We start from the raw sequence: 15,038 nt of genomic DNA, 5'->3' as shown, positions 1-15,038 counted from the left end.
AAGCTCGTGGATGGGCTAATGGCCGGCTGTTTTTGAGAACAACTGGATCACCACCACGCCCAGCACGATCAGCGCCATGCCCAGCATGGCCGGCACGTCCAGTTTCTGTCCGTAGATGAACAGCGCCGCGACGCTGACCATCACGATGCCCATGCCCGCCCACACGGCGTACGCCACCCCTACCGGCACGGTGCGCACCACCAGGGTCAACATCCAGAAAGCGATGGCGTAACCGGTGATGACCAGAATCAGGGGTAGCGGGGTACTGAAGCCCTTGACGGCTTTCATCGAAACCGTGGCGATCACTTCGGCGCAGATGGCGATAGCCAGATAGTAGTAAGCGGTCATGGGCGGACTCCTCGTGTGACGTGTTGCGTTCTGAGTCGGCATTCTAGAGATTGGCCAGATGCGGTAAAGTCATTACCTATCTGATTTGGAGATGGGTTGATCATGCAATGGGACCTGGACCAACTGCGCCTGTTTGTCAGCGTAGCGGAGCAGCGATCGTTTTCGGCGGTGGCGCGACAGCAGCGCAAGGCGCAGTCGGCCGTCAGCAGTTCGATTGCCTTGCTCGAAGAAGACCTGGGCATGAGCCTGTTCGATCGCAGCAGCGGTCGGCAGCCGAGGCTCACCGAAGCTGGCAATGCCCTGCTGGAGGAGGCCCGGGAAGTACTGCGCCAGTGCGAGCGCCTCAATGGCCGGGCGTTGGCGATGATGCGCGGGGAGGAAGCGCGGCTGCGACTGGCGCAAGATGAAGCAATGCCTTATCAGCCGATCATTGAAAGTTTCGAGGCGCTTGCGGCGCAATTCCCCAGCCTGGAAGTACAGTTGACCAGCGCCGCGCAGGGCGAGGTTGCGCGCAAACTGGTGGAGCGTCGCGCCGATCTGGGGTTGCTGTTCTTCCATGACCAGATTCCCGAGGCACTTGAGCGACGGGTACTGGGCAGTGTGGAGATGGTCACGGTGTGTGGTGTTGAACATCCGTTGGCGCAACGGGAGCGGGTCGATTGCCAGCAACTGGCACAGCATCGTCAACTGCTGATGTCCACCCAGTCCAGTGTCTACCCCGGCAGCGAGCCGGCCAGCCCTCAGGTCTGGCGCGCCGACAGTTTTTATGTGATGGCCGAATGGCTGGTGCGTGGCCTGGGCTGGGCATGGCTGCCTCGGCATGTGGTGCAGTACCCCACCTATCACGGCCAGATGGTTGAGTTGGACAGCGAATGGACCCCACCCGCGCTGGTGGTTGAACTGGTGTGGCGTCGCGACGAGCCACTCGGACCTGCGGCTCGCTGGCTGGCGGAACGATTTGCCGTGCACTTGCAGGCGATCGGCGGCAAAAGTGGATAAACTCCGCCGCCATGAATAGAACTCTCTACACCGCGCTGTTTTACCTGGGGCTGCCACTGGTAGCAATTCGCTTGTGGCTGCGCGCGCGCAAGGCGCCGGCCTATGCCAAACGCATTGGCGAGCGCTTCTCCCTTGGGCAGCCGGCCATGAAGCCGGGCGGTATCTGGGTGCACGCGGTGTCCGTTGGCGAAAGTATTGCCGCGGCGCCGATGATTCGCGCATTGCTGCAACGCTATCCGACACTGCCGATCACCGTCACCTGCATGACCCCGACTGGTTCCGAGCGCATCCAGGCCCTGTTCGCCAATGAGCCGCGCATCCAGCATTGCTACTTGCCGTATGACCTGCCTTGCGCTGCCGCGCGATTCCTGGATCGGGTCCGGCCTACGCTGGCCGTGATCATGGAAACCGAGTTGTGGCCCAACCATATCCATCAATGTGCCAAACGCGGGATTCCCGTGGCCTTGGCCAATGCGCGGCTGTCCGAGCGCTCCGCAAGGGGGTACGCACGCTTTTGGAAGTTGACGCAACCGATGCTTGCCGAGATGAGCCTGTTCGCCGTGCAGACCGAAGCCGAAGCCCAGCGCTTTCGTGATTTGGGCGCCCGTGCCGAGACCGTCGAGGTGACCGGCTCGATCAAGTTCGACCTGACCATCGACCCGGCGTTGCTGCAGCGCGCCGCCGATCTGCGCGGGCAATGGCAGGCGCAGGAACGTCCAGTCTGGATCGCCGCCAGTACCCATGACGGCGAAGATGAGGTGGTACTGGCCGCCCATCGCCGATTGCTCACCGGTCACCCTGATGCGTTGCTGATCCTCGTGCCGCGCCATCCGGAGCGCTTCAATTCGGTGTTCGAGCTATGCCGGCAGCAGGGCTTCTCCACGATCCGTCGTTCCACCGGCGAACCGGTGACTGCCGGCACGTCGGTGTTGCTGGGCGACACCATGGGCGAGCTGCTGTTTCTATATGCCCTGGCGGACAGCGCGTTTGTCGGCGGCAGCCTGGTGCCCAACGGTGGCCACAACCTGCTGGAGCCCGCGGCTCTGGCCAAACCGGTGATCAGTGGCCCGCACCTGTTCAACTTTCTGGAAATCGCTGCACAGTTGCGCAGTGCCGGGGCGTTGCAGGAAGTGGAAGACGCCGACGGCCTGGCACTGGCCGTGCAACGTCTGTTCGAATTACCCCGCGATGCGCAGCGCATGGCCGAGGCCGGTTTGAAGGTGATGCGCACCAATCAGGGTGCCTTGCAGCGCCTGCTCGATGGGTTGGGGCGGTTGATCGAGCGCTGATCCCCGCCTGATCGTTCACTTTTGTGGGAGCGAGCTGGGAGCATTCCCGGTTTGATGATCAGGGCCGTGCCTTGAGCTGAGCCTCTGCCGCCTTCGCCAGATCCGGTGGCAGGAAGTCCTTGTCCGGGTTGTAGTCGGGCTTGAGGTAGCGTTTCAGGTCTTGCAGATCCCCCGGGTTCAGCGTTCCGGCGGCCTGTTTCAGACGCAGGTTGTCGAGGATGTAGTCGTAGCGGGTGTTGTTGTAGTCGCGCACCGAGTTGTACAGCTGACGCTGGGCATCCAGCACGTCGACAATGTTGCGCGTCCCCACCTGATAACCGATTTCGGTCGCTTCAACCGCGCTCTGGTTGGAGATGATCGACTGCTTGCGCGCCTGAACCTGTTCCACGTCAGTGTTCACCGCGCGGTGCAGGTTGCGGGTGTTTTCCACCACTTGGCGACGCAGGCTCTCACGCTGCTGTTCGTTCTGGTCCAGTTGTGCATACGACTGACGGACCTGCGAACTGGTCAGCCCGCCGCTGTAGATCGGAATGTTCAGTTGCAACGCCAGCGTGGTTTGCTCGACAGGGCCGCCGTAGGCCTGGCCGAACGCATTCGGGTTACTGAAACCAAAGGCATCGTTGTCACCTCGTTGGTACTTGGCGACCGCATCGACGGTGGGCAGGTGGCCAGCCTTGCGTTGCTTGAGGGTGTCTTCAGCGGCACTGACCGCGAAGTTGCTCGCCAGCAGGTTGAGGTTCTGCCGGGCAGCGGTATCCACCCAGGCCTTGGCGTCGTTTGGCGCCGGCGGCAGGATCGGCAACGAGTGGACCATGCCCTGAATCGAGTTGTACTGGCGGTTGGTCAAGGTGATCAAGGCTTCGAACGCGTCGTCCACCTGACGCTGGGCCACGATCCGGTTGGCTCGCGCGGTGTCGTAGCTGGCCTGGGATTGCAGCACGTCGGTCTTGTCCGACAGGCCGACGTCAAAACGCTCGTTGGACTGATCGAGCTGACGCTTGAACGCGGCTTCTTCTGCCTTGGTCGAGGCCAGCGTGTCCTGGCTGCGCAGTACGTTGAAGTAGTCTTCGGCGGTTTGCAGAATCAGGTTCTGCTCGGTCGCCGACAGTTGCAACGCCGCTTGTTCGTTGACGTTCTTGGCGGCCTGGTACTGGAACCAGCGGTCGGCACGGAACAGTGGCTGCGCCAGCGTAGCCTGATAGGAGTTGGCGCTGCGGTTGGCGATGGCCGACGGTTGATTGATGTCGGTGCGTACATTGGCCACCTCGCCACCACCTGAGAGGTTCGGCAGCAGACCGGCGCGGGCCTGGGGCACGACTTCCTTCTGGGCGCCATACTGGGCGCGGGCGGCGGCCAGGTCGGCATTATTGTCCACCGCTTCCTGGTAGACGCTGACCAGGTCGGTGTTGGTCGCCAGGGGCGCTTCTGCTGCCCAGGCCATTCCATTGGACGCACAAGACACGGCAACGGCCAGTGAGAGTTTGCGCAGCATGAGGCGATCCCTAAAAAGTGATATGACGCTGATAATTCAGGCGCCAAGTTAAGGCGCGGGCTGCACAGCGTCAAGGCGCTATGCGGCGTAGCGAGTGTAGTTGCGCATACGAGCGGCAACAATCCTGCAATTACGCCATTCATCATGGTGATTGCCGCGGTGTTGGCGTTCCTTGCCAGTTGTGTCTAGACTGGCCGGGTTCTTGTCGGGGTGCCTTGCTATGAGGCTGAGATCGAATCATTTCGGATCCCGTTGAACCTGATCAGGTTAGCGCCTGCGTAGGGAACAAGATTTCTCGTCACCCGGCGAGTCCTCTTGTGCTTCGTCCGGGATGTTGTTCGCCATCGAACTACCCCTCGAGCACTGAGCACAGCACAGCTGGTTTCCAGCATTCGTGCGTCCATTCGTCACAGGTTCGCTCCGACAAAATTCCAATGCCTGGATGCCGTCTGGAGAGCCCGTGATGACGATAAAACTAAAAAATACAACCAACCTCAGTGATTCGGCGCAAGTCGATCAGCAATCGGTTCAGCCGTTTACCCGCTCGCAAAAAATCTATGTCCAGGGCTCTCGTCCGGACATCCTCGTGCCGATGCGTGAAATCAGCCTCGACGTGACGCCGACCGACTTCGGCGGTGAGGTCAACGCCCCGGTCACGGTCTATGACACCTCCGGCCCGTATACCGACCCCAACGTCATCATCGACGTGCGCAAAGGCCTGGCCGATGTGCGCTCACCGTGGATCGAATCCCGTGGTGACACCGAGCGCCTGAGCGGCCTGAGTTCGAACTTCGGCCAGGAGCGCCTGGCCGATCCCGAGCTGACCCAATTGCGCTTCGCCCACGTCAACAACCCGCGCCGGGCCAAGGCCGGGGCCAACGTCACCCAGATGCACTACGCGCGCCAGGGCATCATCACCGCCGAGATGGAATACGTTGCCATCCGCGAGAACATGAAGCTGGAAGTGGCGCGCGCCGCGGGTCTGCTGGACCAGCAGCACGCCGGCCACAGCTTTGGCGCCAGCGTGCCGAAAGTCATCACCCCGGAATTTGTGCGTGATGAAATCGCCCGTGGCCGCGCGATCATTCCGGCCAACATCAACCACACCGAACTGGAACCGATGATCATTGGCCGTAACTTCCTGGTGAAGATCAACGGCAACATCGGCAACAGCGCCCTGGGTTCGTCCATCGAAGAAGAAGTGGCGAAACTGACCTGGGGCATTCGCTGGGGTTCGGACACGGTCATGGACCTGTCCACCGGCAAGCACATCCACGAAACCCGCGAGTGGATCATTCGCAACTCGCCCGTACCGATCGGCACCGTGCCGATCTACCAGGCCCTGGAAAAAGTCGGCGGTGTGGCCGAAGACCTGACCTGGGAGCTGTTCCGCGATACGCTGATCGAGCAGGCCGAGCAAGGTGTCGACTACTTCACCATCCACGCCGGCGTGCTGCTGCGCTACGTGCCGATGACCGCCAAGCGGGTGACCGGCATCGTTTCGCGCGGTGGTTCGATCATGGCCAAATGGTGCCTGGCGCACCACAAGGAAAACTTCCTCTACACGCATTTCGAAGACATCTGCGAAATCATGAAGGCCTACGACGTCAGCTTCTCGCTGGGTGATGGCCTGCGGCCGGGCTCGATTGCCGATGCCAACGACGAAGCGCAGTTCGGCGAACTGGAAACCCTGGGCGAGCTGACCAAGATCGCCTGGAAACACGACGTGCAGTGCATGATCGAAGGCCCGGGCCATGTACCCATGCAGTTGATCAAGGAGAACATGGACAAGCAGCTCGAGTGCTGCGACGAAGCGCCGTTCTACACCCTCGGCCCGCTGACGACCGACATTGCCCCCGGCTACGACCACATCACCTCCGGCATCGGTGCGGCGATGATCGGCTGGTTCGGTTGCGCCATGCTCTGCTACGTGACGCCCAAGGAACACCTGGGCCTGCCGAACAAGGATGACGTGAAGACTGGCATCATCACCTACAAGATCGCCGCCCATGCCGCCGATCTGGCGAAGGGGCATCCGGGCGCGCAGATCCGCGACAATGCCTTGAGCAAGGCGCGATTCGAGTTCCGCTGGGAAGACCAGTTCAACCTGGGCCTGGATCCGGACACGGCTCGTTCGTATCACGATGAGACGCTGCCGAAGGACTCGGCCAAAGTCGCGCATTTCTGCTCCATGTGCGGGCCGAAATTCTGCTCGATGAAAATCACTCAGGAAGTGCGCGAGTACGCGGCCAACCAACGGATCGACACGGTCGATGCGGATGTTGCCCAAGGCCTGGCGGAACAGGCCGAGCGTTTCAAGCAGGAAGGCAGTCAGCTTTACAAAAAGGTTTAAGCGACAAGCTGCAAGCTGCAAGTAAAGAGCGCGCGTAATGCCGGCTTTTTCTTGCAGCTTGAAGCTTGCGGCTTGTGGCTATCATTTCTCTGAGACAACCCCCTTGAGCATCCAACCCAGCACCTACTCCCCCGACATCGCGGTACCCGCCGACAAGCGTGTGTTCGGTGGTCGTGATCTGTTTTCCCTGTGGTTTTCCCTAGGCATCGGCCTGATGGTGTTGCAGACCGGTGCGTTGCTTGCGCCGGGTCTTGGCCTGTCCGGCTCTTTGCTGGCGATATTCCTCGGCACCCTGGTCGGCGTCCTCCTGCTGGCGGCGGTCGGCGTGATTGGCAGTGACACTGGCCTTTCATCGATGGCCGCACTGAAACTCAGCCTCGGCGCCAAAGGTGCCAGCCTGCCGGCGGTGCTGAACCTGCTGCAACTGATCGGTTGGGGGTCGTTCGAAATCATCGTCATGCGCGATGCCGCCAGCCTGTTGGGCGCCCGGGCCTTCAGTGAAGGCAGCCTGCTGGCCAATCCACTGCTGTGGACCGTGTTCTTCGGCGGCCTGGCGACCCTGCTCGCGGTCAGCGGTCCATTGACGTTTGTGCGTCAGATCCTGCGTAAGTGGGGCATCTGGTTGCTGTTGGCCGCCTGCACCTGGCTGACCTGGAACCTGTTCGCCAAGGCCGACCTGGCCGCGTTGTGGGCCCAGGCAGGCGACGGCTCGATGCCATTCGCCGTGGGCTTCGACATCGCGATTGCCATGCCACTGTCGTGGCTGCCGCTGATTGCCGACTATTCGCGGTTCGGTAAACGCGCGAAAAGCGTGTTCGGCGGTACGGCCGTGGGCTTTTTCATCGGTAACTTCTGGCTGATGAGTCTTGGCGTGGCCTACACCCTGGCGTTCGCGCCCAGTGGTGAAGTGAACGCTTTGTTGCTGGCACTGGCCGGCGCGGGACTGGGCATCCCGTTGCTGCTGATCCTGCTGGACGAATCGGAGAACGCCTTCGCCGATATTCACTCGGCAGCGGTTTCCAGCGGGATCCTGTTGCGCCTGAAAGTCGAGCACCTGGCCTTGGCCATCGGCGTGATCTGCACCTTGATCGCCCTGCTGGCGCCGTTGGCCCAGTACCAGAACTTCCTGTTGCTGATCGGTTCGGTGTTCGCACCGCTGTTCGGCGTGGTGCTGGTGGACCACTTCATCCTGCGCAAACGCAGTGGCCAGGTTGCGTCAACCGCGTTGCGCTGGCCGGCATTGCTCGCCTGGCTGGGCGGTATCAGCACCTACCATCTGCTGGCCAACCTGTATCCGGATATCGGCGCCACCCTGCCGGCGCTGATCCTGGCAGGGCTGTTGCAACTCATCCTGGGTCGGGCCTTCAGCTACGGCCGGGAAACAGCTCGGGCTTGAGAATGCCATTGAGGCGAGGGTAGGGGATCTTCAGTTCGACATGGCCCAGCGCATAAGGCGCGATGCTGCTGGTCTCGTACTTGAGGATCACCCCGCCATAGGTCAGCGCCACGTTCTGGGTTTTCTGGAACGGCCAGCTCTTCACGAACTCCGCTTCCTGATCGAGCTTGGTGCTGATCAGCCAGCTGTTGTGCGCCACCTGCGCGGCTTTCCAGAATGCCTCTTCCTGGCCCGGCAGCAGCATGTCAGACAGGGTCAGCACCTTGTGCTGCGGGCGCGAGTAGTTGACGAAGCCGCGGCCCGGCGTGCCATGGGCGCCTCCGGTGTCCAGATAGCTGGCAAATTCGATGATCACCAAGCCGTCATGCTGCTCACGTACCTTGGCCTGCAAATAGCTGCTGTTACGCGGTGGCGCTGTGCGCAGGAACTCATCGCGATAGGCCGCCAGCGTTGGCGCCACCGGGGCGTCGGGCGAGGTGCGGGTCATTTGCAGCAAACGCTTTTCGACGATGCCGTCCAGAGCGGGCTCGCCGGGGAAGCGCAGCGTGTCGATGTTCACCAGCGGGCAATCGGCACTCGTGCAACCTGGCTTCAACTGCTCGGAAGTGTCGCGGGTGACTTCCAGCGGCACTCGATAGTTGGGTTGGAACAAGCTCTGGCAAGCGCCCAGGGTCAGGGCGATGACCGCCACGGAGGCGAATTTGAAAAGCGACATGGGCGTCCTTCATCAAACAGGGAAAGGCGAAAAGGTATCCGCTTCGACTCTCGAGCAGGCCGTCAGTTCGCCACTAAGCTAATTAGAGTGGGTTTCTCCCTCACCGTCCATCCCGCTGGCGGGAAAGGGGCTGCATCAAACGTCACGGGCGCGTTAGGATGGCGCGAAGTCGAGGTGGCAAGAAGCGAACCTCGGATCGGATTTGTGGAAACGAGGATTGTCATGACCGATTTTGCCAGCGCCATTCCGACCGCCGTGGAGATCGTTCGGCGCGAAAAGTGCTACCAGGGCTTCTACAAGCTCGACCGCGTGCACTTGCGCCACGAATTGTTCGCCGGTGGCATGAGCCGCGAAATCAGTCGTGAAGTGTTTGTGCGCCACGATGCGGTGTGCGTGCTGCCTTACGATCCGCGGCGCGATGAAGTGGTGCTGATCGAGCAGTTTCGGGTTGGCGCCATGGGCAAGACCGACAATCCGTGGTTGGTCGAATTGGTCGCTGGTCTGATCGACAAGGACGAAGTGCCGGAAGAAGTTGCTCACCGCGAGGCGCAGGAGGAAGCTGGGCTGGTATTCGGGGCGCTCTGGCCGATGACCCGGTATTTTCCATCGCCTGGCGGCAGCAACGAATTCGTGCACCTGTTCCTGGGGCGCTGCGAAACGAACGGGGTGGGGGGCCTTCATGGATTGGAGGAAGAAGCTGAAGATATCCGCGTGACGGTCTGGGCCTTCGAAGATGCCTTGCAAGCCGTGCGCGATGGGCGAATTGCCAACGCGGCGAGCATCATTGCCTTGCAATGGCTGGCATTGAACCGCGTTGAAGTGAGGGGGCTATGGTCGTAAACAAGCTGCGCGATCGCTACCGGGTCGACCTGGCGGGGCTGCAAGCTTCCTGCGAGGCCAACTACGCGCGCCTGATGCGACTGCTGCCCGACATGCGCAGCGAACCCGCAGCGCGGCGCATTGCCGTGACTCACGGCGACCAGATGCTCGGCGTGCTTGCCCTTGAGGTGTTGCAGGTCTGCCCGTACACCACGACCCTGCAAGTGCGCCAGGAGCACAGCCTGCCGTGGCTGCCGGTGCCGCAGCTGGAGGTCCAGGTCTACCACGATGCGTGCATGGCCGAAGTGGTCAGTGCCGAACATGCACGGCGCTTTCGCGGCATCTATCCTTACCCCAATGCCGCGATGCACCAGCCCGACGAAAAGGCCCAGTTGAACATGTTCCTGGGCGAGTGGCTGAGCCATTGCCTGGCGCTGGGGCACGAGTACGAAGTCGTTCGTTAGTTGTGAACTGCGTCCGGTTCACGGGTTTCCTCTTTTGCACGTCCCCCAGCATAATTGCGTCACTCGAGCCCTGGGAGAACGTCTTGCCGAGCGTATCCACACTGACCACCGCCGATTCGGCGCTACTGGTGCAACTGTCTGACAGCCATCTGTTTGCCGAGGCCGATGGCACGCTGCTGGGCATGAACACGCGGCAAAGCTTGCAAAAGGTCATCGAACTGGTCCGGCAGCAACAGCCTCGGATCGACCTGATCATTGCCAGCGGCGACCTTTCCCAGGACGGAACATTGGAGTCCTACCGGCAGTTTCGCGACCTGACTCGCCCCCTGGACGCGCCAGCCCGCTGGATTCCCGGTAACCACGATGAGCCGCAGGTCATGGCCGAGGCGGCGGTGCAGAGTGCACTGCTGGATCCGGTCGTGGACATCGGCAACTGGCGGGTCACCTTGCTTGACTCGGCCGTACCGGGGTCCGTGCCGGGGTATTTGCAGGAAGAGCAATTGCAACGGCTGGCGCGTTCCCTGAGCGAAGCGCCGGATCGCCATCACCTGGTGTGCTTTCATCACCACCCGGTGCCGATCGGCTGCGCCTGGATGGAGCCAATCGGCCTGCGCAACCCTGACGCACTGTTCGCTGTGCTGGACCGTTTTCCCCAGGCGCGTGCCGTGTTGTGGGGGCATGTGCATCAGGAAATCGATCAAGTGCGTGACAACTTGCGACTGATCGCCTCGCCTTCGACCTGCATTCAGTTCGAGCCGGGCAGCGCCGATTTCAAGGTCGGCGAGCAGGCGCCAGGTTATCGCTGGCTGCGGTTGCTGCCCGATGGGCAGATCGAGACCGGGGTAGAGCGGGTGACCGGGTTCGAGTTCACTGTGGATTATGGGTCTAATGGCTATTGAGGTTGTTGGCTTGATCTGAGACCGAGGCGCGCCCATCGCGGGCAAGTCGAATCGTCGCACCGCCGCTCCCACAGTTGGACCCGCTCCCCTGTAGGAGCGAGCCTGCTCGCGATGAGGCCGGTACAGGCGCCCCCGCTTCCCTGTAAACTCCGCCTTCCTCACCCGACACCCAGGGAGCTCCAATGTCCGGTTCGATCCTCTATATCCACGGTTTCAACAGCGCACCCGCCTCGAAAAAGGCCACGCAGTTGATGCAGGTAATGGAACGGCTGGGCTTGAGCGATCACTTGCGGGTTCCGGCCTTGCATCACCACCCGCGCCAAGCCATCGCGCAACTGGAGCAGGCCATCGGGGAGCTGGGACGGCCATTGCTGGTCGGCAGCTCGCTCGGCGGCTACTATGCCACTCACCTGGCCGAGCGCCATGGCCTCAAGGCCCTGTTGATCAACCCTGCCGTCAGTCCGCACCGGATGTTCGACGGATTCCTGGGAACGCAGAAAAACCTGTACACCGATGAGGCCTGGGAGTTGACCCACGACCACGTGACGGCGCTGGCCGAACTGGAAGTGCCGGCGCCCCAGGACCCGCAGCGATATCAGGTGTGGTTGCAAACCGGTGATGAAACACTGGACTATCGACTCGCCCAGCAGTATTACCGGGCCTGTGCGTTGCGCATCCAGGCTGGTGGCGATCATGGTTTCCAGGGTTTTGCCGAGCGATTGCCGGCAATGCTGAGTTTTGCCGGCATCGGCGCAGATGTGTATCAGGCGATGGATTTCACAGCTTTGTGAGCCTTCGCTCCTTTTTTATCGAACATTTTTTATACAGGCGGACGAAGAGACCCCATGGCCACTCCCAGCGCTAGCTCTTATAACGCAGACGCCATCGAAGTCCTCTCGGGCCTCGACCCGGTGCGCAAACGCCCCGGGATGTACACCGACACCAGTCGGCCGAACCACCTCGCCCAGGAAGTCATCGACAACAGCGTCGACGAAGCCCTGGCCGGCCACGCCAAGTCCGTGCAGGTCATCCTGCATGCCGACCATTCGCTGGAAGTCTGCGATGACGGGCGTGGCATGCCCGTGGACATTCACCCCGAAGAGGGCGTGTCGGGCGTCGAGCTGATCCTCACCAAGCTGCACGCGGGCGGCAAGTTTTCCAACAAGAACTACCAGTTCTCCGGCGGTCTGCACGGGGTGGGTATTTCCGTGGTCAACGCCCTGTCGACCGAAGTGCGGGTGCGCGTCAAGCGTGACGGTAACGAATACCAGATGACCTTCGCCGACGGTTTCAAGAAAACCGAGCTGGAAGTGGTCGGCACCGTCGGCAAGCGCAACACCGGCACCAGTGTATTTTTTGCGCCGGACCCGAAATACTTCGATTCGCCAAAATTCTCCATCAGCCGCCTCAAGCACGTGCTCAAGGCCAAGGCTGTGCTGTGTCCCGGGCTGCTGGTGAGCTTTGAAGACAAAGGCACCGGCGAGAAAGTCGAGTGGCATTACGAAGATGGCCTGCGCTCGTACCTGGTCGATGCGGTCAGCGAATTCGAGCGCCTGCCGAACGAGCCGTTCTGCGGCAGCCTGGCCGGTAACAAGGAAGCGGTGGATTGGGCGCTGCTGTGGCTGCCCGAAGGTGGCGACAGCGTTCAGGAAAGCTATGTCAACCTGATCCCGACTGCTCAGGGCGGTACCCACGTCAATGGCCTGCGCCAGGGCTTGCTCGATGCCATGCGTGAGTTCTGCGAGTTCCGCAGCCTGTTGCCGCGCGGCGTCAAGCTGGCGCCGGAAGACGTCTGGGAGCGCATCGCCTTCGTGCTGTCGATGAAAATGCAGGAGCCGCAATTCTCCGGCCAGACCAAAGAGCGCCTGTCGTCCCGGGAAGCGGCGGCATTCGTCTCCGGCGTGGTCAAGGACGCGTTCAGCCTGTGGCTCAACGCCAACCCGGAAACCGGCATGTTGCTGGCCGAACTGGCGATCAACAACGCCGGTCGCAGGCTCAAGGCCAGCAAGAAGGTCGAGCGCAAGCGTATTACCCAGGGCCCGGCCCTGCCAGGCAAGCTGGCTGATTGTGCCGGCCAGGACCCGATGCGCTCCGAGCTGTTTTTGGTGGAAGGTGACTCCGCCGGTGGTTCGGCCAAGCAGGCACGGGACAAGGAGTTCCAGGCGATCCTGCCGCTGCGTGGCAAGATCCTCAACACCTGGGAAGTCGACGGCAGCGAAGTGCTGGCCAGCCAGGAAGTGCACAACATCGCCGTGGCCATTGGTGTCGATCCAGGCGCGGCGGACATGAGCCAGCTGCGCTACGGCAAAATCTGCATCCTCGCCGACGCCGACTCCGACGGCCTGCACATCGCCACGCTGCTGTGCGCGCTGTTCGTCCAGCATTTCCGTGCGTTGGTAGAGGCCGGTCACGTCTACGTGGCGATGCCGCCGCTGTACCGCATCGACCTGGGCAAGGAAATCTACTACGCCCTCGACGAAGCCGAGCGCGACGGGATTCTTGATCGCCTCGTTGCCGAGAAGAAACGCGGCAAGCCGCAGGTCACCCGATTCAAGGGCCTGGGTGAAATGAACCCGCCGCAACTGCGCGAAACCACCATGGACCCGAACACCCGGCGCCTGGTGCAGCTCACCCTGGGTGAAGATTTCGCCGAAACCTCGGAAATGATGGACATGCTGCTGGCGAAAAAACGCGCCGGCGATCGTAAAACCTGGCTCGAATCCAAAGGCAACCTCGCCGAGGTTCTTGCCTGATGCGGGTTGGCTTTGCCCTGGCGTGCCTGTTGACCTGCGTTTCGGCTTTTGCCGAACCGGTTCCGGAGTTGCGCCTGTTGTCCGAGCATCCCGTGGAAGGGATGCGCGGCGGCAACCTGTCAGGGCTGGCCTTGTGCGGCAAGGAGCTGTGGACGGTTTCCGATCGCGATGACGATCAGATCTATCGCCTGCAGGCCAGCGATACGGTCTGGCAGGCGCAAGCCGTGCACATTGACGTGCCGCCTGTACCGGACAGCGGTTTGCCCTGGGGTTTGCGTTCGCGGACCTGGGCGGCCTCGTTCGTGCGGGGGGGCGACCTGGATTTCGAAGGCATCACCTGTGATAACGCCGGCAATCGCTACATTGTCAGCGAGGCACATGCGGCAGTGCTGCAAGTGCCGGCAGACGGCGCCACGTCCTGGCTGAGGATTTCGCCATTGCTGGTGCGCGAGGCACGGGCCAGCGGCATGCTGTTGCACTTCAATGCGCTGTTCGAAGGCCTGGCAATCAACCCGGCTGGCGATCAGTTGTGGTTGGCGGCGGAGCGTGAGCGCCGTGGCCTGCTGAAAATCAAGCGCCAGCAAACGCTCTGGGATTGCGACGGCGGTTGTGTGTTGCTGAGCGAAGCCGGAGTGGAAATGCAACCGGCACAGTTCCCCAAGGCGAGGGCGGTGTCGCGGGATTTTTCCGACCTGTCCCTGTTCAACGGCAAGCTGTTTACCCTGGAACGCAATGCATTCGAGATTTGCCGCCGTGATGCGGTGACAGCCAAGGTCGAGCGTTGCTGGTCGTTTGCCGATGAAGCGTTGCAGGAAAACCGACGTTATTCTCAGAGCTATGGTTTGGCCGAAGCGTTGATCATTGACGCCGATGGCGCGTGGATCGGCATCGACAACAACGACGGTGCCCGGGCCGATGGCGAGACACGCCCAATTGTCTGGCGCTTTGCCGCGCCGCAAGGCGGCTGGGGTGCCACGCCGTGACTGAGCAGGCGCCGGGCAAGCGCGCCGGTCGGGTCTTGCTGATCCTGGCCTGGTGCGCCGGGCTGTTCCTGGCCACGCGGTTTTTCGGTGAATGGGAAGCACGCCAGAACAACCCGAACGTTATCGTCAGCTCCGAACAGGGCGATGGCTTTATCGAAGTGAAACTGGTGAGCAATCAACAGGGGCATTTCGTCGCCAGCGGCCAGATCAACGGCCAGCCGGTGGATTTCATGCTGGACACCGGGGCGACGGATGTTTCGATCCCGGCGGACCTGGCCAAGCGGTTGAAACTTGAAGAAGGCTTTGGGGTGACCCTGAGTACGGCAAACGGCCTGAGCCAGGGTTACCGTACCCGGATCGATCGTTTGCAGGTCGGCGACATCGTCTTGCGCGATGTTCGTGCGCTGGTCGCACCCGGCCTGGATGGCAATCAGGTGCTGCTCGGTATGAGCGCGCTGAACAAACTTGAATTTACCCAGCGCGGTGGCACCATGCTGCTGCGCCAGACAACGAACCGATGAGGCCCGC

The 15,038-nt window shown here is 61.7% G+C and carries 14 protein-coding genes and 1 riboswitch; of the genes, 11 read left to right on the top strand and 3 right to left on the bottom strand.

Translation table 11 applies throughout. The annotated features are described in order from the left end of the window. Nucleotides 1-15 precede the first annotated feature (15 nt). Nucleotides 16-348: a DMT family transporter gene (locus AB4N64_RS22570; protein WP_460118660.1), complete on the bottom strand. Its 333-nt coding sequence runs from the start codon at nucleotides 346-348 to the stop codon at nucleotides 16-18. Between the two features lie 102 nt (nucleotides 349-450). On the opposite strand from AB4N64_RS22570, the gene AB4N64_RS22565 reads away from it, so the two are divergent. Both AB4N64_RS22565 and waaA read left to right on the top strand, forming a co-directional pair. After that, nucleotides 451-1,347 carry a LysR family transcriptional regulator gene (locus AB4N64_RS22565; protein WP_460118658.1) on the top strand — a complete coding sequence of 299 codons (897 nt, stop codon included), beginning with the start codon at nucleotides 451-453 and terminating at the stop codon, nucleotides 1,345-1,347. A gap of 11 nt (nucleotides 1,348-1,358) precedes the next feature. Further along, nucleotides 1,359-2,636 (top strand): lipid IV(A) 3-deoxy-D-manno-octulosonic acid transferase, encoded by a 1,278-nt coding sequence (waaA, locus tag AB4N64_RS22560; RefSeq protein ID WP_460118656.1) that lies wholly within the window; start codon nucleotides 1,359-1,361, stop codon nucleotides 2,634-2,636. A gap of 58 nt (nucleotides 2,637-2,694) precedes the next feature. On the opposite strand, the gene AB4N64_RS22555 is transcribed toward waaA, so the two are convergent. Then, entirely contained in the window at nucleotides 2,695-4,128 is a 1,434-nt protein-coding gene (locus tag AB4N64_RS22555; RefSeq protein WP_460118654.1) for a TolC family outer membrane protein, read from the bottom strand. Between the two features lie 196 nt (nucleotides 4,129-4,324). Continuing rightward, nucleotides 4,325-4,430: riboswitch (TPP riboswitch) on the top strand. A 161-nt stretch (nucleotides 4,431-4,591) separates the two neighbouring features. Between AB4N64_RS22555 and thiC the strand changes: the two genes are divergently transcribed. Both thiC and cytX read left to right on the top strand, forming a co-directional pair. Next, nucleotides 4,592-6,481 (top strand): phosphomethylpyrimidine synthase ThiC, encoded by a 1,890-nt coding sequence (gene thiC, locus AB4N64_RS22550; protein ID WP_460118652.1) that lies wholly within the window; start codon nucleotides 4,592-4,594, stop codon nucleotides 6,479-6,481. A gap of 103 nt (nucleotides 6,482-6,584) precedes the next feature. Next, on the top strand, nucleotides 6,585-7,877 hold the full coding sequence (gene cytX / locus AB4N64_RS22545) for a putative hydroxymethylpyrimidine transporter CytX (RefSeq protein ID WP_460118650.1): 1,293 nt from the start codon (nucleotides 6,585-6,587) through the stop codon (nucleotides 7,875-7,877). Here the strand turns inward: cytX and AB4N64_RS22540 are convergent. Continuing rightward, entirely contained in the window at nucleotides 7,846-8,592 is a 747-nt protein-coding gene (locus tag AB4N64_RS22540; protein ID WP_460118648.1) for an RsiV family protein, read from the bottom strand. The genes cytX and AB4N64_RS22540 overlap by 32 nt on opposite strands. A 222-nt stretch (nucleotides 8,593-8,814) precedes the next feature. Between AB4N64_RS22540 and AB4N64_RS22535 the strand changes: the two genes are divergently transcribed. The 7 genes from AB4N64_RS22535 (at nucleotide 8,815) to AB4N64_RS22505 (ending at nucleotide 15,031) form a co-directional block, all read left to right on the top strand. After that, the gene (locus AB4N64_RS22535) at nucleotides 8,815-9,432 is read left to right on the top strand and encodes an NUDIX domain-containing protein (protein ID WP_460118646.1); all 618 of its coding nucleotides are present in this window, start codon (nucleotides 8,815-8,817) and stop codon (nucleotides 9,430-9,432) included. Then, nucleotides 9,423-9,875, top strand: coding sequence for a DUF1249 domain-containing protein (locus AB4N64_RS22530; RefSeq protein ID WP_460118644.1), 453 nt, complete (start codon nucleotides 9,423-9,425; stop codon nucleotides 9,873-9,875). Before AB4N64_RS22535 ends, AB4N64_RS22530 begins: the two co-directional genes overlap by 10 nt. A gap of 83 nt (nucleotides 9,876-9,958) precedes the next feature. Next, nucleotides 9,959-10,774 (top strand): 3',5'-cyclic-AMP phosphodiesterase, encoded by an 816-nt coding sequence (gene cpdA, locus AB4N64_RS22525; protein WP_460118642.1) that lies wholly within the window; start codon nucleotides 9,959-9,961, stop codon nucleotides 10,772-10,774. 182 nt (nucleotides 10,775-10,956) lie between these two features. Further along, complete coding sequence (locus AB4N64_RS22520) at nucleotides 10,957-11,565, top strand: YqiA/YcfP family alpha/beta fold hydrolase (RefSeq protein ID WP_460118640.1); 609 nt, start codon at nucleotides 10,957-10,959, stop codon at nucleotides 11,563-11,565. A 54-nt stretch (nucleotides 11,566-11,619) separates the two neighbouring features. Then, complete coding sequence (gene parE / locus AB4N64_RS22515) at nucleotides 11,620-13,527, top strand: DNA topoisomerase IV subunit B (RefSeq protein WP_460118638.1); 1,908 nt, start codon at nucleotides 11,620-11,622, stop codon at nucleotides 13,525-13,527. Next, on the top strand, nucleotides 13,527-14,510 hold the full coding sequence (locus AB4N64_RS22510; RefSeq protein WP_460118636.1) for an esterase-like activity of phytase family protein: 984 nt from the start codon (nucleotides 13,527-13,529) through the stop codon (nucleotides 14,508-14,510). The genes parE and AB4N64_RS22510 overlap by 1 nt, the downstream gene beginning before the upstream one ends. After that, nucleotides 14,507-15,031: a retropepsin-like aspartic protease family protein gene (locus AB4N64_RS22505; protein WP_460118634.1), complete on the top strand. Its 525-nt coding sequence runs from the start codon at nucleotides 14,507-14,509 to the stop codon at nucleotides 15,029-15,031. The genes AB4N64_RS22510 and AB4N64_RS22505 overlap by 4 nt, the downstream gene beginning before the upstream one ends. Nucleotides 15,032-15,038: the final 7 nt, after the last annotated feature.

The organism is Pseudomonas sp. S2_C03 (assembly GCF_054668405.1).
This window is presented reverse-complemented; position numbering and strand designations above follow the sequence as displayed.

Coding starts and splice junctions, on each gene's coding strand:
- AB4N64_RS22570 (WP_460118660.1), bottom strand. CDS start 348: ATGACCGCTTACTACTATCTGGCTATCGCCATCTGCGCCGAAGTGATC.
- AB4N64_RS22565 (WP_460118658.1), top strand. CDS start 451: ATGCAATGGGACCTGGACCAACTGCGCCTGTTTGTCAGCGTAGCGGAG.
- waaA (WP_460118656.1), top strand. CDS start 1,359: ATGAATAGAACTCTCTACACCGCGCTGTTTTACCTGGGGCTGCCACTG.
- AB4N64_RS22555 (WP_460118654.1), bottom strand. CDS start 4,128: ATGCTGCGCAAACTCTCACTGGCCGTTGCCGTGTCTTGTGCGTCCAAT.
- thiC (WP_460118652.1), top strand. CDS start 4,592: ATGACGATAAAACTAAAAAATACAACCAACCTCAGTGATTCGGCGCAA.
- AB4N64_RS22540 (WP_460118648.1), bottom strand. CDS start 8,592: ATGTCGCTTTTCAAATTCGCCTCCGTGGCGGTCATCGCCCTGACCCTG.
- AB4N64_RS22535 (WP_460118646.1), top strand. CDS start 8,815: ATGACCGATTTTGCCAGCGCCATTCCGACCGCCGTGGAGATCGTTCGG.
- AB4N64_RS22530 (WP_460118644.1), top strand. CDS start 9,423: ATGGTCGTAAACAAGCTGCGCGATCGCTACCGGGTCGACCTGGCGGGG.
- AB4N64_RS22520 (WP_460118640.1), top strand. CDS start 10,957: ATGTCCGGTTCGATCCTCTATATCCACGGTTTCAACAGCGCACCCGCC.
- parE (WP_460118638.1), top strand. CDS start 11,620: ATGGCCACTCCCAGCGCTAGCTCTTATAACGCAGACGCCATCGAAGTC.
- AB4N64_RS22510 (WP_460118636.1), top strand. CDS start 13,527: ATGCGGGTTGGCTTTGCCCTGGCGTGCCTGTTGACCTGCGTTTCGGCT.